The following is an 18,885-nucleotide window of genomic DNA, read 5'->3' as shown; positions in this document are numbered from 1 at the left end:
CTTCTTTACCCTTACTGGATGAGGGGATGCAATAAAACAGAATTAAACAAAGATTGTATTCAAGTTTAGGCGATATGTAAAAAAGTATTGACTTCAACCCACTCTGCAAGTTCAATAATGTCAAGATTATTCATTCTGATGCACCCGCGGGAACCTGGAATACCCAAAAGAGTTTCATCGGGGGTGCCATGAATATAAATATAACGGTTTAAGCTGTCCACTTCTCCGCCTTTATTGCGCCCGCCTTCAAGGCCGTCGAGCCGCAGAATTCTGGTCAATATCCAATCACGGCCTGGGTTCTTTGCAGCAAGTTCCGGTGTATAGATTTCTCCAGTGCTGACGCGAGCGACAAATACTGTGTTTGCTTCCATTTCCCGGCCAATAATACTGTGAATTCTATGCCAGCCGCGCGGAGTGCATTCACTGTTCATCTTTTCACCCAATCCGTTTCTTGCCGTAGAAACGGGATAAACCTTGAATAATTCGGCCTGTTGATAACAGCGCATTTGCTGTTTTTGCACGTCTACAAAAATTATTTGCTGGGAATGGGACTGATTATCTAACCTGATTGTATTCATCTTATTTGACACTAACCGTTTTTACATTGACAAATTCAAGGATCCCCTCCTGCGACAGTTCCCGCCCAAAACCAGAGTGTTTAATTCCGCCAAAAGGTACTCGCGGATCTGATGCAACAAAAGTATTCACAAAGCATGAACCGCTCTGGATTTCATGGGTCGCAATTTCCTCACCACGTATAATATCCCTCGTAAAAACAGCGGCACCCAGGCCAAATCGGCTCTGATTGGCAAGCTTTATCGCATGTATTTCATCATCAGCAGAAATTAAAGATATGACCGGTCCAAATACTTCATCGTCAAAGGCAGGCATGCCAGGCTCAACTCCATCTAATACAGTGGGAGGATAATAAAACCCTTTTTGCTTAGGCAATTCTCCGCCAGTTAATAATTTGGCGCCCTTTTGTACGCTCTCTTTGACTTGCTGATGGACTTTCTGACGCAAATCCTCTCTGGCCATAGGCCCAAGCTTCGTGTCTTCATCCATGGGATCACCTATTTTATACTTTTCCACCTCCTTTAGAATCTTTTCAGTCAGCTCATCGAGAACAGTATTGACAACAATAATTCTTTTAGCCGCAATGCAGCTTTGGCCTGAATTGTTCATTCGGGAGGTTACAATAGATTCTGCAGCTAAATCCAAATCAGCATCAGCGAGCACCACGTAGGGATCGTTACCGCCAAGTTCTAACACAACTCTTTTTAAATGTTTAGCAGCTTTAGAGCCTACTTCCCGCCCTGCCTCTTCACTCCCTGTTAAAGTCACGCCCACAATTTTCTCATGTGCCATGACTATTTCAGCCAGTTTGTTATCTAATAGAAAATGTTGAAACAAATGCTCAGGAAATCCAGCTTGTAAAAAAAGCTCCGCAATCTCATTACCTGTACCGGTAGAGATCGGCGCATGTTTTAAAATCACAGCGTTTCCAGCCATAATGGCAGGCGCCGCAAAGCGAAATACCTGCCAGAATGGAAAGTTCCAGGGCATAATGCTAAAAATAACGCCTAGAGGCAGGTAACAGACTTTTGTTTTCCTCATTTCGGTATGAATCAAGCGAGGCTCCAGGTATGATGCGGCTTTTTTGGCAAAATGCTCACAAACCCAGGCACATTTTTCAATCTCTGATTCTCCGGCTGTTACAGGTTTCCCCATCTCTCTCGCCATCAGCTGCGCATATTTTTTTTTATTCTCGCGAAGAAGCTTTGCCATATTCTGCATACGCTGGGTGCGCTGGCTAAAATCTGTCGTACGCCAGGCAAGATAGCTGATGTGGGCAGCATCAATTAATGCGTGAATTCTTTCTTCCTGATATAAGGGATACACTTGTATCACTTCTTCAGTGGAAGGATTAATGGTTTTTAGCTGCATATTTGCTCCTTGCCTTGAGATAAGTTCGTTCAATTAACTGCAATTCTTGCACAGAAGTTTTAATTGTTGATAATATTCTTTTAGTTTCAATAGAATTTAAATAGTGCCTCTCTGATTAGGGCCTGTAATTTTGTGCTTAAACATGACCCTGCAATTCTTTGCTGATGAAAGATAAAGCATTGTACATAAAATATAATGTGACGAGTCACTATAGTAGGATAGCTGATGAATAATACAGAAAAAAGTTTTCCTCGCATGTTTTCTGCTCTAGCGCTAGGCGTTCATGCTTTTACCGCCAGTGCTGCCTTTGTCGGCCTTCTCACATTGCTCAAAATTCATCAACATGAATATGTGCAGGCATTATGGCTTATGGCTTTGGCCGTGATTATCGATGCAGTAGATGGAACATTAGCCAGGCTTGTACAGGTAAAAAAAGTCATGCCAAAAATTGACGGGACTTTACTGGATAATATTGTTGACTATCTAAACTATGTAATTACCCCAGCTTTTTTTCTGCTTGTTAAACCAGATATGCTGCCCGACGCCTCGAGTTTATGGATCGCTTTAGCGATCACTATCACATCTGCTTACCAGTTCTGCCAGGCTGATGCCAAAACGCCTGATCACTTTTTTAAAGGCTTTCCCTGCTATTGGAATTTTGCGATATTTTATATGTTTATTTTTAATACTTCGATGTGGACTAATGCCTGGTTGCTTACTATTCTCTGTGTTTTGATTTTTATACCGGTTAAGTATGTTTACCCCTCAAGGCTAGACTATTTAACAGACTCAAGACGCCTAAAGATATTAATGCACTTGTGTTCAATACTTTACGGCATCAGTTCAGCGCTGCTTCTTTGGAATTATCCTGAAAGCCATCCCATATGGTTATCTATCTCACTCGGCTACATCATCATGTATTTAATACTGAGTATTTATCGAACATATTCACCGATGATTATCGCTAAAATTTCTGCAGGTAAAGACTAGAGCGTTTTTTAATGATATTATTAGGCGCTGCAACCCATGTAAAATCAAGACAGAAGGGTTGTTCTCCTTTAAGAATAATTTTTTTTAATTTTATTTTTCTGGATTGAACAAAATCATGACATCTCATTTGAAAATTCTGACTATAATGAGTTTTATGTTCTTATTTACAGGATCGCTTCATAGCGCAAGCAAATTTCCTCGCGGCTGCGAAGTGACGGGATTTGTTTACCATGAAAATTATTTGATCCTGAATGAGCAGGGAAATCAGACATTCTATCTGATACAAAATATTTCAGATAGTCAGATTGAATTGGAACGTCATGAAACAAGAGAAGTGTTCCTAAGCCCCAGTTTAAAAAGTAAACTTGACCCATCCAACTGGTCGGCATTCGCTGCAGACATCCAAAATATCCACTTTAAATGTTATAAACTCGATAACGACAATACAGCTCTGGTAAATTGCAGTGATGTGCTTGAAGTTTGCCAATATCCCCGTGTTAAATTTGCTTTAAGCAATATGGGGAATTACTGGGTATCAACCAACAAGCCGCAAAATAGGGTTATTAAAGATGCCGTCGCAAAAGGCATTTTACTCCGTTGGTAATCTGGCAAAGTCCCAATTCAAATCGATCTTTTTTCTCACGATCGGGATTATTGGCGCAATCTTTATTTTATTTGGGTTTACGAAGCCCTTGCCGCAGATTTATTATGTCATTGGCTCAACACTTCTTTTAGTGACAGCAATTTATTTTAAATTCACATATTTTGTAGCACTGGAGCTTATTCTCCTTGCCGGGCACGGAAGCATTTTGTTAGACATAGGCCCAATGCTGCAAATCTTACTCCCTCTCATGCTATGCTTACAATTGCTGGTTTATTATTTGCTAAGCGGAGAATTGCGGTTATTTCGTTTTATTGGAATTAGCGGAATTGCCCTGCACTCTATTGGTTTTTCGTATGAAAATCTTTGGATATTTTTCTTTGGCAGCCTTGGCATTTCTATTTTTGCGCTCTATCAAGTATTCAGAGGAAAATATATAGCCTTGTTATGGGCAATATTAAACCTGGTATTTGTTTTTGGCACAGCTTTTATGATTGCTTTTTAAATTTGATTTGGAGGAAGCCTTATGGTGAAAACAGCATCCACCATGCTGCCCTTGGGTACGCAAGCTCCGCATTTTACATTACCCGATGTGATTACGGGAAAAATGGTTAGCCTGACTGAGCGGGATAATGCTAAAGCAACTGTTATTATGTTCATCTGCAATCACTGCCCCTATGTCAAACATGTTAATCCGGAACTAACACGGCTTGCCAATGATTACATGCTCTCAGGCGTTCGCTTTATTGCCATTAATTCAAATGACATAGAAAAATATCCAGATGACTCACCTGACAATATGAGAAAAACCGCCCTGGAACAAGGCTATCCTTTTCCATATCTATTTGATAAAACACAAGAAGTAGCACAAGCTTATCAAGCAGCCTGTACGCCAGATTTTTTTATATTTAATGAAACGCTTAAACTGGTTTATCGCGGCCAATTAGACGATTCTCGACCTGGGAATGCCATCGAACCGAATGGAAAATCCATACGCGATGCCCTTGATGCGTTGTTGGCCGACAAGCCGGTACCTGAAAATCAACAACCAAGTATAGGTTGTAATATCAAATGGAAGGAATAGAGCGATGTATTATCAATTAACCTTTTATGTGCCAGAATCTCATTTGGAAACCGTCAAAAACGCCCTCTTTGCAGCTGGGGCGGGCAAAATTGGTGACTATGATCATGCATGCTGGCAATGTTTGGGTCAAGGGCAGTTCCGCCCCCTGGCCGGCGCCAACCCAACAATTGGAAAGCCGGAGGAGCTAAGCTATGTGGCTGAATATAAGGTAGAGATGCTTTGTGATGTAGATTTGATACATGAGATCGTTCATCAGCTCAAAAAAGCTCATCCTTATGAAGAGCCCGCGTATGCGGTAACCAGAATTGAACAGTTCTAGCCCAGCACCTTTTATTGTATTGGCCTGGATTGGATTCGGTCAAAATCCGGGAGTCAGTTTTTATAGCACTCGAATCCTCCCACCAAGGTGAGAGGGTTCTTTCATCATGTGCCGGTATTGATCAAGCAGATTAAGCTTCAATGATATCTTACTTGGCTGCTACAACTTCAACCCGCAATGTTGCAACCACATCACTGTGCACATGGACTTCCACTTCATAATTGCCAACAGCATGAATTGGACCTTCTGGCAACACGATTTCACGCTTATAAACCTCAATGTCGCGTTTTTCTAAAGCTTCTTTGATTTCATTGACACCAACAGAGCCATAGAGTTTGCCTTCATCGCTAGCCTGGGCAGTAATCACAAGATTTGTGTCATTAAGCTTGGCAGCACGCTGTTCTGCTTTGGCTAATGCTTGCTGCGCTTTCTTTTCAAGTTCTGCACGGCGCTTTTCAAAAAGCTCAATGTTCTTTTCAGAAGCAAAAACAGCTTTATTTTGGGGAATAAGATAATTTCTGCCATATCCTGGTTTCACAGAAACTTTATCACCCAAGTTACCAAGGTTTCGTACCTTTTCAAGTAAAATTACTTCCATCTTATTAACCTCGCATTCTTTCATCTGCTCGATGCAGATACAATCTAAAATTAAACAAGCTATCCAATGATCCAAATATTACATATACAAAAAACATGATTATGGGCAAGAAAATCATCGGGAGGATCAACAATACAATTGAGCGATACGGCTTTTCTTTAGCAAAAAGATTAAAGCTGAGGCTCAATCCGGCAAGCAAAAAATAAAACAACATCACAGGCAGCAGGTTTATGGCAAGAGCGCTACCAAGATTTACCATAAACAGAATGCCAACCAGCAATAATAATTCCATCTTTTGGCCACGAAATTCTAACATTTCCCGTGTGAATCCACCCGGATTGCAAATCAGGGATTGCACTGCCCGAGCCAGCGCCAGGGATAATACAGCAGAAAAAACGACACCCGCTGCCTGAATGCCAAGCAGATAATTCGCAAGAACAGCCGAATGACCTGAATTCATACTGCTTAGAAAATGGCTGAAAGCACCGTCGGCTTGCAAATCCCGCACCACTGACTGAAAATATGCAAATTGCGCCAAAATAAAATCATGCGCGCCCCACTGTAACAGCATCATCACGAAAAGTACTTGCGCAAAGAGAATGCCAGCCACCGCACGCCAACTTGCGCTAAGGCGCAACAGGCACGCAGCAAAAAAACAGGGCACAAAATTGAGCAATGAACTTACAAGCGCCGGAAAAAAGGAAAATTGCATTTGTGCAAGCAGGCAATGCACCAAAACTGCAGCAACCAAAAGCAGGCCTCCCTCTTTTACGCCGCGGCGCAATGTGATCAATGCAATCACAGCAGAAGACAACCAGGCAGTATAGGAAAATACCGCAAGCAATACCGCACATAATAAAGCTTGCCTGTAATTTTCAAGCAGATACTTGCCTTGCGTATATGCTAATCTGCGTATTCGGGTCATTATTTACTTATGACTATCGCAATATGGAAGCAATCCAAGAAATCTGGCCTGCTTAATTGCATTTGCTAGCTGCCGCTGAAATCGGGTCTGCACTCCAGTGATGCGACTGGGTACGATTTTACCTGTTTCAGTGATGTAATTTTTTAAAAGATTAACATCTTTATAATCGATTTCACTGGCGCCTTCTGCCGTTAACCGGCTCATTTTTTTTCGTCGAGAATAAGCTGACATCATTCACCACCTTTTATGCTGCACGAGAATCTTTATCTTTTTTCATCATGACTGATTCAGTCGTGATGGCTTCTTTGCGTTTAATGATCAAATGCCTAAGGATTGCATCATTGAATTTAAAGGCATTTTTTAATTCATCCAATGCCGCAAGGTTACATTCAATATTCATTAATATGTAATGTGCCTTATGAACATCATTTATGGTGTAAGCCAGCTGTCTGCGTCCCCAATCTTCTTTACGATGAATGGTTCCATTATGCTTGCTGATAATCCCCTCATAACGTTCAAGCATTGCAGGTACCTGTTCGCTTTGATCAGGGTGTACAAGAAACACAATCTCATAGTGTCTCATGATATCTCCTTTTGGATAAAAGTCTCTCACGGCAATTCGTAATGAGACAAGGTTAAAAGCGCTAAATGATAACCTATTTATCTTTTATGAGCAATTTCCTGATACCCTCTCCAGGTAAAATCATACTATGGCTCTATAATGCCTTATGCAAAAATCTGCCTTTGATTGCTTCTCTAACCGTAACGCCATGAATCATATTTTTAGTTCAAAATAAAGAAAACCTGTAGAAATATCATTGCATTTAACTTCTCAATCAGTTATAACGTATTAAAAAACAAAGAGGTTTTTTAATATGCAAATCATTACCGTTCCCTTTGAAGAGCCACTTATTGTATCTTTGGGCGGACAAAAGGTGCAGGTTATCGCGTTTAAAACGCAAGAACATGGTAATGTTAAGTTTGGAGTGAATGCCCCGCGTTCGGTTAATGTCCATCGTGAGGAAATTTATCATGCCATTAAACAAAAACAGCAAGCCATACTAGACGACAAGCTTGATTAATGCGTCCTTCACTCACAAAATGTATCGCTATCGCCGCAGCATTATTAATTCTCTTATCTTCGATCGCGCTTGGTGTTAATTATTATTTCATTCATTATCCGGGAAATAATTATATACCGCCTAATATTGAACTGACCGTATTAATTCTGATATTAATTTACAGCGGTCTTTTGTTGCAATTCCGGCGAAATTTTCGATTAACCAGAATTTTTAAAGAAATCACATTTTACTATCTTGTGCTTTGTGTTCTGGCTTATGCCACCAATGCAGCCCAATACACCCCGTTCCCTACTATCGATCAAAAGATCGTTGCCTTTGAATCTTATTTTCACATCCATTTAGAAAAGTGGCTTGATTGGACGCATCAGTATCCTTTGTTTGTAGCAATTCTGACCTGGATGTATGAATCCTTGGCTTACCAAATGGCAGCCATACCTTTAATTGTCATCGCGGCAGGCAAATATCATATATTGCGACAATACTTATTTCTGTTATTAGCCTCAGCTTTATTCGGATTTAGCATCTATTATTTTTTCCCAACCACTGCTCCGGCAAGCATCATAGAAAGCCCCCATTTTATCGAGGAACAAAAAGCCACTGGCATAAAATTTTTTGAGATACATCATCACATTGAACCTTCAACCATTGAAGGAGGCATGATTGCCTTGCCTTCATTCCATGTGATATGGGCTTGGTTATGTGTATACTTGCTGCATCCATGGAAAATAGCTTTTGCGCTCATTTTAATTGCCAATACTATCCTGGTTCTTTCCTGTGTTTTGCTTGGGTGGCATTATCTCAGCGATGTCCTGGCAAGCATTGTCATCCTGTTGATTGCCCACTATTTATTGAGGATTTGCCAAAAGCATCATAATAATGCTTAATATTTAAACATTATTGTGGTACATTCCCTGGATGGACAAATTATTTGATTACAATTAATGCAGTTTGCAAGATCCTTATCAGACAAATACTGGAAGTTGTTGCTTAAAAAATGTGTACCCGCAATCATTCTTTTTGGATTAATATGGCAAAGTATGCCGCTTCTATTTAAGAAGCCCGGGGAAATGCCGTTGCCACCCAAAAAAATGGTTGAAGTTGAAAAAATAACCAGACAAGATTTTCAGCAAACGATTGATCTCCTTGGCACTGTCAATCCAAAACATACCGCAGTTATGACCGCAAATGGCACGGGTATACTGGATATATTTATCCCTTCTGGTGAAAAAACAAAAAAAGGCACTTTACTTGCAAAAATTATTAATCCGGAACTCGAAAATCACGTCATGCTCTCCCAAAAGGCAGAGCAATTGGCTAAAAGTCAGTATGAACGCCTAACTCTATTGGTAAAAAAAGGATTTGTCAGCCCCCGCGAAGTTGAAGAAAAAAAACAGATCTGGATCCAGGCACAAAAGGAGTTGTCCAGAGCTAAAATTGAAGCAGAAAATTTAAAATTTTACGCTCCTTTTGACGGCATTGTTGGAGCCTACAAAAAGCGTGAGGGAGCGCTTGTCTCCTCAGGCGAACCAGTGGTGACAATTTACGATCCATCCTCTCTTGTTGTTGATGTCGATATTCCCTGCAGCAATCTGGATTCCATTCATGAAGGCTCTATCGCCTATGTATTAGGAAAACGATACAGGCTAACCCATTTGCAAAAAATGCTGGATGAAAGCACTCATATGTGTCCAGGCGATATTGAAATAGATTGCAACGCCTGCCTGGTAGGAAACACGGTAAGGGTTCAGCTGGTATCTGCAGAAAGAAAAAACGCGCTGGTTATTCCCTTTCAAGCATTGGTTTTAAAAGATAGCAAACCCCATGTTTATCTGGTTGAAGAAGGTAAAATCGTTTTGAAACCCGTCAAAACAGGCCTGCGGCAGAAAGAGCAAATAGAAATTCTCCAAGGCTTGCAACCCGGGCAAAAGGTGGTAAGTAAAGGGCAGGAACAATTACATCCAGGAATGGAGGTCAGTATCTATCAGCCAGAAACCTATTCCCAAACAACTCAATCATGAAAGTTACAACTTATTTTATTGAACATCCCGTCATTGCCATTGTTTTAAATATTATGCTCGGCGTTTTAGGGATTCTATGCTTGTATAATCTAAGCGTTCGCGAATATCCGCAAATCACATTCCCTATCATTAATATTTCTGCTGTTTATCCCAATGCAAGCTCGGAATTGGTTGAATCATCTGTCACAAACATTCTTGAGGATCGTTTAGCGGGCATTGAGGGACTCGATACCATCACCTCGCAATCAAATAACGGTTCTTCCTCAATTACTCTAAAATTCCAGGCCGGTACGTCAATGGACAAAGCCTTTAATGCGGTGCAGGATGCAGTATCCAAAGCCCAGTCTCGACTTCCCGACGAAGTCAAGCCTCCCTCCATAGAGAGAAAAAGCAAAACTTCCGGTTTGCCCTTTATTGGGGTATCGCTTGAGTCCACAACCAGAAATTTTGGCGATCTGACGCATTATGCTAACCTCAATCTTAAAAATATTTTCAGAAGCCTGCCTGGAGTTGCCTCAGTCAACGTATGGGGACAGCCTTATACCTATAAGATTGAACTTGAACCTGAGAAACTGTTTTCTTTTGGAATCAATGCCAGCGATGTGATGAGTGCCTTGATAGAAAACAGAATTTCATTACCGGCTGGAAATTATCAAAATAAAATCCCAGCTACATTAAGTTCCAGGCTAAATACGCAAAAAGATTATGAAGATCTCTTAATCCCATCTTCCACTGCCCATCCAGTTACCCTGAAATCAATTGCTGATATTTCACTCACGACAGATAAAAACCAATTTAAAGTAAGGGTAAACGGCAATCCAGGCTTGGTACTCTCAATCAATCGCGCGGCAGACGCCAATCCGCTTGAAGTATCAAAAAGAGTCCATAAAGCAATTGAGGTCATACAGCAAACACTGCCTGCTGATTTAAAGCTCAGAGTCATCATTGATCAATCTGATTTTATCGACGCATCAATTCACAATGTTCGTTCTGCAATCATAGAAGCAATTGCCCTGGTATTAATCATTGTGTTTTTATTCTTAAGAAATTTTCGCGCAACCATTATTCCGCTGGTTACAATTCCTATTTCTTTGCTGGGTGCTTTGTTTTTTCTCAAGTTATTTGGTTATTCCCTGAATTTAATGACCCTGCTTGCCATGGTTTTGGCAATAGGTCTTGTCGTAGATGACGCAATCATCGTTCTTGAAAATATCTGGCGTCACATTGAAGAAGGACTATCTCCTTTACAGGCAGCTAAAAAAGGAGCTCGCGAAATTGGGTTTGCTGTTATTGCCATGACCTTTACGCTTATCAGTGTTTATTTACCTCTGGCTTTTATCGAAGGCATGCTTGGGCAATTATTCATTGAATTTGCTGTCGCTCTGGCAGGGAGTGTTTTCATTTCAGGCATTGTAGCATTGACGCTCTCACCTTTAATGTGCGGATATTTGCTCCGCCTGCAATCCGATTCTTTATGGCCCGCAATTGATCAATTCCTTTCATACCTAAACCAAAAGTTAGAAAAAGCATTAAAGTATGTTTTTCATAAACAACGGTTAATTTTTATTCTCGCCATTATCTCCATTATTCTCAGTCTTGTTATTTATCAATCCCTAAATCAAGAAATGGCTCCTAAAGAGGACAGAGGTTTAATTGGAATTTATACACCCGCTACCAAAGGTGAAAACATTTCTGATTTGGATAAAAAAATAAAAACACTGGAAAAAAGCATTGGGACAATTCCTGAGTCTAAAAACCGCCTAACCTTTATCGGTGACTGGGGAGGTAATATGCTCTTTCCATTGAAACCACATAGCCAACGAAACCGTTCGGCAAGTCAGTTAGTTGAAGAGCTGAAGCCTAGCTTAAACAATTTACCCTCAATTGAACCCCGGATCTGGAGTTGGGATACTGGTTTGCCAGGCATCGATAGCGCCGGTAATGGCACTCAACTGGATTTGGTTATTTCGACTACAGACAGTTACCAAAACCTATTTGCACAAACAGCCAAACTGAAATCAGTCCTGGATAACAGTAAAGCTTTCTCGTCAACCTACCATGATTTGCATTTAGACAGCTTAGGCTATGAAATTAAGCTGGATCACAAGCAACTTGCCAAATTAAATTTAAATGCAAAACAGGTTGCTAAAACCATCGAAATTTTCTTCAGCGGCGATAAATCCCAAAGCTTCGAGAAAGATGGCATAGAATACAGCCTGATTGTCAAAGGCAAACGTTCGCCATATACCCTGCATGAACTCTATGTGACCGCACCTAATGGCAAGCGCATTTCGCTTGGCGCCGTAGCAAGCATGAAATTGCAAACCCAACCGGTAACACTCGAACATTACCAACAAATGCGCTCTACAACCATTCACGTGCAATTGAAAAAAGAGGATTCTTTAGAACATGGCATCAAACAACTGTGGCAAATGGCAAAAAATGAACTACCCAGGCACTATGGCCTCCATTGGGTGGGAGCAGCAAAAGCATTTCATGATTCATCAAACACCATGCTCTTTTTGTTCTTTTTTTCACTGGTTTTTATTTATGCAATTTTAGCCACCCAATTTGAAAATTTTATTGATCCATTCATTATTCTTTTTACCGTACCGCTTGCATGCTCTGGCGCACTTCTTTTTGCCTATCTCTTTAACCAGTCTGCCAATATCTACACGCAAGTTGGGCTTATCACCTTAATTGGCCTAATATCCAAACATGGAATTTTAATTGTGGAATTTGCCAATCAATTGCAAAAACGAGGCGTATCAAGGCAAGAAGCCATTCTTGAGGCAACAGTCTTGCGCTTACGGCCGATATTAATGACGACCGCTGCAATGATTTTCGGCGCAATACCTTTGCTATATGCGCATGACGCTGGCGCAGAAGCAAGACGCGCAATAGGCACCGTGCTTGTTGGCGGCCTTGGTTTGGGCACCTTGTTCACTTTATTTGTCCTGCCTGTAATTTATAACTTGTTTAAAAGAGTTCAGGAAAGGATTAGGCATAATGGTCTCTTAATACCTGTATGGTAACATATTAGTCCTTTTTAGTTGTTTATAAATATCATGGCATTATTATCACGAGAAAATTTTGTCAACATATGCACCCAGGCAATTGTATTAACCCGCGATAAAATAACAATTAGCAATCAATTAAGTGGGTATAAAAAATATCACCAAGAAATCAAAGAAAATGATTATTTTTATAAAAATGTTCGAGAACCGCTAGAAAATACCAATAAAAATGATTATATATACCGGCATAACCTGCTCGAACATGTTGGTTTAGGCAACTGTCATGAGTTGGCCGATTTTCTTCTTGTTGAAATTGCAAAAAAAATTGACTCTCATGGCGCCCGGGCCAGAATTCGGATTGTAAATTCGGTTAAAAAAGATCATGTCTATTTAGAGATAAAGATTAAATTAAAAAGTGAAAAAGATTATTCCTTATGGGAAGTGGATGCTTGGGATCCGCGTATCATTGATATCAGTACCCGCCCAAATAATTCAATTAAAAATCATGAGTTTCTTGATTATGGATATTCAACCACTATAAAAAATTCGGTTTATACAAATGAGATTAACTACGCCCAAAGATATTCATTTTTTAATAAAATTCCAAAACCCTTAACAGGAAATTCCTCTGGATTGGCTACTCCAGAATGGGATATCCTGGATAAACACGCCCATCTGTATAGTGATCACACCATTGAAGAAGCTATTGAAGACGGGAAGCTCGCTCCATCTGGCCAACTTCACTATTTACAAAAACCCTCAGATTGGCAGAAACTGAAATGATGCTTAAATAATTATTCCCGGACTATCACTTTACCCAATCCGGGTTAGAAATTATAAAAACTTAACTTTTTTCTTCCCTTGCGGGAGAAAATACAGCGAATTAATGGTTAAGGGGAATCAAAAACAAACACTTTAATCTCCCCTCAATAATTATCGGGGAAAATTCAGGTATATTCTTTAATTCCCGCATCTTCCTTAAACCGCTCTCCATACTGAGACTGAAGCCTTGAGAATAATTCATTGAGCTTGCCATGGCCAAACTGTTTGGCATAATGCATTGGCCCCCCGCGGAATGGCGCAAATCCTGCGCCAAAAATCATGCCGCCATCCAGCAAATCAGCATCCATGACCACCCCCTCTCTTAAACAGGCAGCCGCTTCGTTAATCATACGCAAAATCAAGCGATCCGCTATTTCTTTATCATGGCTATCATCCACAAGCTTTTGCTTGACCGGTTTTCCATTTTTATATTGATAAAATCCCTCGCCTGATTTGCGGCCCAATTTACCTTCTTGTACCATGTCACGGAGCTTCTGCGGCACATTTCCGCCAAAATAGCCTGTCAAATTCTCGGCAACAGCAAGACAAACATCCATCCCCACTGTATCTGCAAGTTCTACAGGGCCCATTACCATGCCAAAAGATTTTGCTGCATGGTCAATAGACTCCGGACGATAACCATCATCAAGCAACTGCACGCTTTCCATGAGATAAGGCATTAAAATCCGATTTACCAAAAAACCCGGGCTAGATTTTACAGGCAATGGGAGGCGGCTAATCTGGCCGACAAAAGAACAGGCATTTTTACTGCTGGTTGCAGCGGTTATCTCACTGCTCACAACCTCAACCAATTCCATCATGGCAACTGGATTAAAAAAATGAATTCCGACTAATCGTTCAGGTTTCTTCATGACTGAACTGATTTCATCCAAGGGAATGCTTGAAGTATTCGTAGCAATTATCGCATCAGGTTTTGCCTTTTTTTCAACCCGCTTCATAATTTCCTGTTTCAGCTCAAGCTTTTCATATACCGCTTCTATTATAACATCCGCATGAGCCACGCCATGTCCGTCAACGTCGGCTATCAACCGATCATAGGCTGCCTGAACCAGTCTCGCTTGGCGGAGCTTCTTCTTGAACAATTCATGAGCCCGGCCAAAGGCAGGCGCCAGTTTTTCATAATTCTGATCTTCAAGGGTCACCCTTAGCCCGCGTAAAGCACACCAGGCCGCAATATCGCCTCCCATGATGCCCGCGCCAATGACATGCACATGTTTTGCCTTAAAATTACCCTGTTTCGCGAAGCTTTTCATGCGCTCTCGTAATTGAAAGGCACGGATCAAATTGCTTGCTGTGTCATTTTTGGTTATGAGATGTTCGACAGAATCTGCTTCTTTCAAGAAGGCGCGCTCATCAAATCCACTCTCATGCTCCCAAAGGTCAATCACAGCAAAAGGCGCAGGATAGTGATCTTGCCGTACTTTTTTGGCAACTTCCCGGCGCATTAGTTTTGCAAGCAAGGGACGCACCACGAAATAATTGCTGAGTGACTCTATAAAGCTTGGCTTGTGTTTTGCCGGCTTATGTTCAATATAATAAACAGCAGCGCGTTTTAATTGCCTCACTGGCACAACATCATCAACAATGCCAAGATTTTTTGCCTTTTCAGCACGGATAGCATTACCAGTGAGTATGACTTTGGACAAAGCATGATATCCGCCAATTAGCCGGGATAGACGCACTGTACCGCCCCAGCCGGGATGAATTCCAAGCTTCACTTCCGGCAAGCCAAGGTTCGTGTCTTTTTCATCAGAAGCTATACGATAATCACAAGCCAAAGCCAGCTCCAGGCCTCCTCCCATACAAAATCCATCAATCATGGCAACGGTTGGTATGGATAGTGATTCCAACCGGGAAAATACAGCCTGGCCTTTGCGCAAAAAATCCACAGCTTCTTCAGCTTTTTCAAATCGCGCAAATTCATTAACATCGGCACCGGCAATAAACCCTTTCTCTTTAAGAGAATAGATGACCAAACCTTTTGCATTACCGGCTTGTGAAATATCCTGTAACAGGCTGTTTAATTCATCCAGCACCTCATTGTTAATGCTATTGACAGATTCATTTTGGCGATTAAATCCCAGCCAAATGATTTGATTTTCATCCTGCTTTCTATCCCAGTGTTGATAATTACTCATGTCCCTTCACCTCTGTCACCCGCTCCAAGTACATAGCCCCGCCCTGACCGCCACCGATACAAATCGCAGCCAAACCTCGTTTACCATTATTCTTTTCCAAATCTTTTAACACATGTAATACGATGCGCGCGCCGCTTGCGCCGATGGGATGACCTACAGCAATTGCTCCTCCATCCTTATTCAAACGTGAAAACGACGGCGCCCCAATTGATTTTGAAAGGCCAAGATGTTTCCTGCAAAAATCATCATCTTCAAAGGCCTTGATACAAGCTAAAACCTGTGCTGCAAAAGCTTCATTGATTTCCCAACAATCAAAATCATCAGGTTTCAGGTTATGGCGCTGCATAATGGGTGCTGCCGCATAAACTGGACCCAGCCCCATTTGAGCCGGATCTAACGCCGCCCATTGTGAATCAACAATTCTTCCCAAAACTGGCAATTGATGCTGTTTGACTGCTTCAGCGCTGGCAAGCAACAAAAGGCTTGCGCCATCCGTCACCTGCGAACTGTTACCCGCGGTAACTTGACCGTATTTTTTATCAAAAAAAGGTTTTAACTGCGCAAGCTTCTCCAATGTAGTATCAGGCCTTATGCCGTCATCCTTTTTATATAAATTGCCCCTCTTATCAATGATGGGAACCACTTCATCCATTCGGCCTTCCTCATAAGCCTTTGTCACCCGTTGATGGCTTCTCAATGCATAGTCATCCATTTCTTCTCGGGAAATGTTAAAGCGATAAGCCAATTTTTCAGCGGTTTGCCCCATGTTAAGCCCAACAATGGGATCTGTTAAACCCTTGAGCAACGCAATCACTGGAGATAAATAGGAAATTTTAAATTGTGTCATTAAGTTTAATTTTTGACCGAAATTTTTCGCAGAATACCAACGAGACAGCCAGGCCGCCATATCTTCTTTAAATAATATAGGCGCATGGCTCATGGCGTCTGTGCCCCCTGCCAGGATGAGATTGCTTCGGCCAGCAGCAATCTGCATAGCAGCATTATCCAGTGCCTGCATGCCAGACGCACAGTTTCTCATGACGGTAAAGGCAGGTACTTTTTCGCCGCATCCCAAACGCAAGGCAACCACTCTGGCAATATTTGCTTCGTCCGGGCCTGGCATGGCAGAGCCAATAATGACTTCATCCAACTCTGAAGGAGAAAAAGGCTGACGATTCAACAGCTGCTCACCTGCTGCAACAGCCAAATCAGAACCGCTAAAAGGCCCAACTCCCTTTGCTTTAAGAAAAGGTGTACGGCTGCCATCAACAACATACACTTCTCTGCCATTTATATTTGATTTCTGCTTCATTGCTCCTCCTGATGTAACTGCAGCCGTCAATCGCGGTGATTTTGTTCAGTAAAGATAGCAGCAAACATTAGAGATTGGAATTTATAAAATAATTTTTTTAACTCTACAATCAATGAGGTTAGGGTAGGACGCGTTTATTGGTTATCTTGGTATATCATTTGATAATAACCATGGGATAAGGCTATATGCCTTCATATTTTGAAATGAATAAAAATGGCGCGCCCGGAAGGATTCGAACCTCCGACCCCCTGGTTCGTAGCCAGATACTCTATCCAACTGAGCTACGGGCGCGTGTCCGTGGCGGAGAGAGAGGGATTCGAACCCTCGATGGGCTTTTGGCCCATACTCCCTTAGCAGGGGAGCGCCTTCGACCACTCGGCCATCTCTCCGGTCAATGGGTTGCAAGTATATCAGGTATTCAGACATCGTCAACAGCATAATGAAACTGATAATCTGGAATTAGAGAAATTCTCACCACTCAGTCAATGATCTTGATAATTTTACTTCCCAAATATGCAATTATTTTACGAATAGAGAAAAATATTTGCATCATTAGATATTCTTGTCTAGTATAATGAATCCATCTATTCTTAATAATATACATAAAATGGCGAGTATATTATGGCATTATCACCTTTAAACTCTGGCAATAAGCTAAGCTCCCGCGATCTCTTTGAAATGCTTGGTAAGCTCTACTCAAACAAGGAGCAGGATACTGAGCATGATAAAAAAATTGCAGCCAATAAAGCAAAAATTGAAAATGAGGTGTTGTTTAACCGCCTTATCCAATTACTTGAAGAAAATCTTCGCAGCGAATACCTGAAAGCCGAGCTCCAAAAACTTGCTGAACAATATGGACTTGATACCCGAAGTGCTTTAAATCAAGTAGAAAATGAGTATGGCCAAAGCCCGTTAGTCTATGCCTTCCAAAATCAAAATTTCAGCCTGGCTAAAAAATTAATGGACTACGGCGCAGAAGCAGGTCCAATAGAAAGGGCAGCGTTTGAAATTTCCCTTGACAGCAAGGCTGCCAAAGAAGCAGGCTTCAGCGATTTAATTTCAAAAGAGGCAAAAAAAGAAGAGCTGCATACTGTAAAAAAGTATGGTCTTGTCCTTGGCATAAAGATGACTAGCCAGGATGGCACCCATTCTCAATTTGGCCATATTCAGCCCACCTACCAGTTAATGACCAATTCGGTTTCAGATTTTGCAAAAAATCAACCATCTAACCAGAATTTTAAAGCGATTGCAGATGCCTACCAGTTTTCTAATAAAGCTTGTGCATTTTCTAGCAGCACATCACAGAGAGTTCCAGCAGCAGGTGAAGAGCTGGCTAAACGAATTCAAGAGGGGAAAATAACCACCATCCCAATCTCCTGTAAAGGGCATGCTATGGGTATGTCTGTTGTACCTGATGGGCCGGGCAGCAAATCTGGATACCTGGTGTATACCAATCGGGGAGTAGGCAGTAAGTTGACCGGTTGCGGCACCCAAATTTATCGTATTGATGATTTAAGTCAAGTGAACCCTGATTTTATTAACAAGGCAATAAACGGCCATCATAATGGATCATCCTATACTGCACAAATGGAACTTATCAAAGAAGTCGCAGGAAACAAAGAACCTGTCCATTCTTTCAAGCAGAGCCCGCAAAAGTGCGATAACTGCACAATTGCCAATACTCGTTCCAATATACATGGCATATTGCTATGTCAACAAGCAATTGCCAAAAAGGGATTTGACAAACTTGAACAACAAGACTTTGACGCAGTTAAAAAAGACTATAAGCAATTTACGAGTCACATGCGGGAAAGCCATGTTAAGCAACTGGCATCTGATCTTTCCAAAAATCCAAATGATCCGGATCTTAAGAATTTGGCAAAAGAATTTCTTAAACAGCACCCAAATGCCAAGCCATCCCTAAAAGAGCCCCTGGAAAAGGCTCTAGGCTCAACAATGGTTCAGGAGCATGGCTCAAAAATTCAAATGACAAAATTGTAAATGAACACAG

The 18,885-nt window shown here is 41.3% G+C and carries 19 protein-coding genes and 2 tRNA genes; 11 read left to right on the top strand and 10 right to left on the bottom strand.

The annotated features are described in order from the left end of the window. Positions 1-65: 65 nt before the first annotated feature. Positions 66-578 (bottom strand): L,D-transpeptidase, encoded by a 513-nt coding sequence (locus Llon_RS06455; RefSeq protein ID WP_083503288.1) that lies wholly within the window; start codon positions 576-578, stop codon positions 66-68. A 1-nt stretch (position 579) separates the two neighbouring features. Further along, positions 580-1,947, bottom strand: a complete 1,368-nt coding sequence (locus Llon_RS06450; RefSeq protein WP_058529248.1) for an NAD-dependent succinate-semialdehyde dehydrogenase — start codon at positions 1,945-1,947, stop codon at positions 580-582. A 225-nt stretch (positions 1,948-2,172) separates the two neighbouring features. On the opposite strand from Llon_RS06450, the gene pcsA reads away from it, so the two are divergent. The 5 genes from pcsA to Llon_RS06425 all read left to right on the top strand — a co-directional run bounded on the left by pcsA (position 2,173) and on the right by Llon_RS06425 (position 4,941). After that, the gene (gene pcsA, locus Llon_RS06445; RefSeq protein ID WP_058529247.1) at positions 2,173-2,937 is read left to right on the top strand and encodes a phosphatidylcholine synthase; all 765 of its coding nucleotides are present in this window, start codon (positions 2,173-2,175) and stop codon (positions 2,935-2,937) included. A 154-nt stretch (positions 2,938-3,091) separates the two neighbouring features. Then, on the top strand, positions 3,092-3,541 hold the full coding sequence (locus Llon_RS06440; RefSeq protein ID WP_237758279.1) for an enhanced entry protein EnhB: 450 nt from the start codon (positions 3,092-3,094) through the stop codon (positions 3,539-3,541). Further along, positions 3,507-4,043 (top strand): hypothetical protein, encoded by a 537-nt coding sequence (locus tag Llon_RS06435; protein WP_058529245.1) that lies wholly within the window; start codon positions 3,507-3,509, stop codon positions 4,041-4,043. The genes Llon_RS06440 and Llon_RS06435 overlap by 35 nt, the downstream gene beginning before the upstream one ends. Before the next feature lie 21 nt (positions 4,044-4,064). After that, positions 4,065-4,622, top strand: coding sequence for a thioredoxin family protein (locus tag Llon_RS06430; RefSeq protein ID WP_058529244.1), 558 nt, complete (start codon positions 4,065-4,067; stop codon positions 4,620-4,622). Positions 4,623-4,626: 4 nt separating this feature from the next. Further along, positions 4,627-4,941 carry a YqfO family protein gene (locus Llon_RS06425; protein WP_058529243.1) on the top strand — a complete coding sequence of 105 codons (315 nt, stop codon included), beginning with the start codon at positions 4,627-4,629 and terminating at the stop codon, positions 4,939-4,941. Between the two features lie 148 nt (positions 4,942-5,089). Here the strand turns inward: Llon_RS06425 and rplI are convergent, their stop codons facing one another. From rplI to rpsF, 4 genes are read right to left on the bottom strand one after another with little or no spacing between them, the layout of a single operon-like run. Next, on the bottom strand, positions 5,090-5,539 hold the full coding sequence (gene rplI, locus Llon_RS06420) for a 50S ribosomal protein L9 (protein WP_058529475.1): 450 nt from the start codon (positions 5,537-5,539) through the stop codon (positions 5,090-5,092). Positions 5,540-5,543: 4 nt separating this feature from the next. Beyond that, positions 5,544-6,464 (bottom strand): hypothetical protein, encoded by a 921-nt coding sequence (locus Llon_RS06415; RefSeq protein WP_058529242.1) that lies wholly within the window; start codon positions 6,462-6,464, stop codon positions 5,544-5,546. Between the two features lie 3 nt (positions 6,465-6,467). Then, positions 6,468-6,695: a 30S ribosomal protein S18 gene (rpsR, locus tag Llon_RS06410; protein ID WP_058529241.1), complete on the bottom strand. Its 228-nt coding sequence runs from the start codon at positions 6,693-6,695 to the stop codon at positions 6,468-6,470. Positions 6,696-6,708: 13 nt separating this feature from the next. Further along, on the bottom strand, positions 6,709-7,047 hold the full coding sequence (rpsF, locus tag Llon_RS06405; RefSeq protein WP_058529240.1) for a 30S ribosomal protein S6: 339 nt from the start codon (positions 7,045-7,047) through the stop codon (positions 6,709-6,711). Positions 7,048-7,339: 292 nt separating this feature from the next. On the opposite strand from rpsF, the gene Llon_RS06400 reads away from it, so the two are divergent. Genes Llon_RS06400 through Llon_RS06380 form a run of 5 tightly spaced genes read left to right on the top strand, consistent with a single transcriptional unit; the run spans position 7,340 to position 13,364 of the window. Next, on the top strand, positions 7,340-7,546 hold the full coding sequence (locus Llon_RS06400) for a carbon storage regulator (protein WP_058529239.1): 207 nt from the start codon (positions 7,340-7,342) through the stop codon (positions 7,544-7,546). Beyond that, positions 7,546-8,430 (top strand): phosphatase PAP2 family protein, encoded by an 885-nt coding sequence (locus Llon_RS06395; protein ID WP_058529238.1) that lies wholly within the window; start codon positions 7,546-7,548, stop codon positions 8,428-8,430. The genes Llon_RS06400 and Llon_RS06395 overlap by 1 nt, the downstream gene beginning before the upstream one ends. Before the next feature lie 57 nt (positions 8,431-8,487). Then, on the top strand, positions 8,488-9,564 hold the full coding sequence (locus Llon_RS06390) for an efflux RND transporter periplasmic adaptor subunit (protein ID WP_083503276.1): 1,077 nt from the start codon (positions 8,488-8,490) through the stop codon (positions 9,562-9,564). After that, complete coding sequence (locus Llon_RS06385) at positions 9,561-12,599, top strand: efflux RND transporter permease subunit (RefSeq protein ID WP_058529237.1); 3,039 nt, start codon at positions 9,561-9,563, stop codon at positions 12,597-12,599. Before Llon_RS06390 ends, Llon_RS06385 begins: the two co-directional genes overlap by 4 nt. 33 nt (positions 12,600-12,632) lie before the next feature. Continuing rightward, positions 12,633-13,364 (top strand): hypothetical protein, encoded by a 732-nt coding sequence (locus Llon_RS06380; protein WP_058529236.1) that lies wholly within the window; start codon positions 12,633-12,635, stop codon positions 13,362-13,364. 164 nt (positions 13,365-13,528) lie between these two features. Here the strand turns inward: Llon_RS06380 and Llon_RS06375 are convergent, their stop codons facing one another. The 4 genes from Llon_RS06375 to Llon_RS06360 all read right to left on the bottom strand — a co-directional run bounded on the left by Llon_RS06375 (position 13,529) and on the right by Llon_RS06360 (position 17,263). After that, positions 13,529-15,562: a 3-hydroxyacyl-CoA dehydrogenase NAD-binding domain-containing protein gene (locus Llon_RS06375; protein WP_058529235.1), complete on the bottom strand. Its 2,034-nt coding sequence runs from the start codon at positions 15,560-15,562 to the stop codon at positions 13,529-13,531. After that, a complete protein-coding gene (locus tag Llon_RS06370; protein ID WP_058529234.1) occupies positions 15,555-16,874 on the bottom strand; it encodes an acetyl-CoA C-acetyltransferase in 1,320 nt (439 codons plus the stop codon). Before Llon_RS06370 ends, Llon_RS06375 begins: the two co-directional genes overlap by 8 nt. 214 nt (positions 16,875-17,088) lie before the next feature. Next, a tRNA-Arg gene (locus tag Llon_RS06365) sits at positions 17,089-17,165 on the bottom strand. Between the two features lie 7 nt (positions 17,166-17,172). After that, positions 17,173-17,263 (bottom strand) — tRNA-Ser (locus tag Llon_RS06360). A gap of 232 nt (positions 17,264-17,495) precedes the next feature. Here Llon_RS06360 and ankD point away from each other — a divergent pair. Continuing rightward, the gene (ankD, locus tag Llon_RS06355) at positions 17,496-18,875 is read left to right on the top strand and encodes a Dot/Icm T4SS effector AnkD/LegA15 (protein ID WP_058529233.1); all 1,380 of its coding nucleotides are present in this window, start codon (positions 17,496-17,498) and stop codon (positions 18,873-18,875) included. Positions 18,876-18,885: the final 10 nt, after the last annotated feature.

Source organism: Legionella londiniensis, from assembly GCF_001467825.1.
Taxonomy (GTDB): domain Bacteria; phylum Pseudomonadota; class Gammaproteobacteria; order Legionellales; family Legionellaceae; genus Legionella_A; species Legionella_A londiniensis.
This window is presented reverse-complemented; position numbering and strand designations above follow the sequence as displayed.

Coding starts and splice junctions, on each gene's coding strand:
- Llon_RS06455 (WP_083503288.1), bottom strand. CDS start 578: ATGAATACAATCAGGTTAGATAATCAGTCCCATTCCCAGCAAATAATT.
- Llon_RS06450 (WP_058529248.1), bottom strand. CDS start 1,947: ATGCAGCTAAAAACCATTAATCCTTCCACTGAAGAAGTGATACAAGTG.
- pcsA (WP_058529247.1), top strand. CDS start 2,173: ATGAATAATACAGAAAAAAGTTTTCCTCGCATGTTTTCTGCTCTAGCG.
- Llon_RS06440 (WP_237758279.1), top strand. CDS start 3,092: ATGTTCTTATTTACAGGATCGCTTCATAGCGCAAGCAAATTTCCTCGC.
- Llon_RS06435 (WP_058529245.1), top strand. CDS start 3,507: ATGCCGTCGCAAAAGGCATTTTACTCCGTTGGTAATCTGGCAAAGTCC.
- Llon_RS06430 (WP_058529244.1), top strand. CDS start 4,065: ATGGTGAAAACAGCATCCACCATGCTGCCCTTGGGTACGCAAGCTCCG.
- Llon_RS06425 (WP_058529243.1), top strand. CDS start 4,627: ATGTATTATCAATTAACCTTTTATGTGCCAGAATCTCATTTGGAAACC.
- rplI (WP_058529475.1), bottom strand. CDS start 5,539: ATGGAAGTAATTTTACTTGAAAAGGTACGAAACCTTGGTAACTTGGGT.
- Llon_RS06415 (WP_058529242.1), bottom strand. CDS start 6,464: ATGACCCGAATACGCAGATTAGCATATACGCAAGGCAAGTATCTGCTT.
- rpsR (WP_058529241.1), bottom strand. CDS start 6,695: ATGTCAGCTTATTCTCGACGAAAAAAAATGAGCCGGTTAACGGCAGAA.
- rpsF (WP_058529240.1), bottom strand. CDS start 7,047: ATGAGACACTATGAGATTGTGTTTCTTGTACACCCTGATCAAAGCGAA.
- Llon_RS06400 (WP_058529239.1), top strand. CDS start 7,340: ATGCAAATCATTACCGTTCCCTTTGAAGAGCCACTTATTGTATCTTTG.
- Llon_RS06395 (WP_058529238.1), top strand. CDS start 7,546: ATGCGTCCTTCACTCACAAAATGTATCGCTATCGCCGCAGCATTATTA.
- Llon_RS06390 (WP_083503276.1), top strand. CDS start 8,488: ATGCAGTTTGCAAGATCCTTATCAGACAAATACTGGAAGTTGTTGCTT.
- Llon_RS06385 (WP_058529237.1), top strand. CDS start 9,561: ATGAAAGTTACAACTTATTTTATTGAACATCCCGTCATTGCCATTGTT.
- Llon_RS06380 (WP_058529236.1), top strand. CDS start 12,633: ATGGCATTATTATCACGAGAAAATTTTGTCAACATATGCACCCAGGCA.
- Llon_RS06375 (WP_058529235.1), bottom strand. CDS start 15,562: ATGAGTAATTATCAACACTGGGATAGAAAGCAGGATGAAAATCAAATC.
- Llon_RS06370 (WP_058529234.1), bottom strand. CDS start 16,874: ATGAAGCAGAAATCAAATATAAATGGCAGAGAAGTGTATGTTGTTGAT.
- ankD (WP_058529233.1), top strand. CDS start 17,496: ATGGCATTATCACCTTTAAACTCTGGCAATAAGCTAAGCTCCCGCGAT.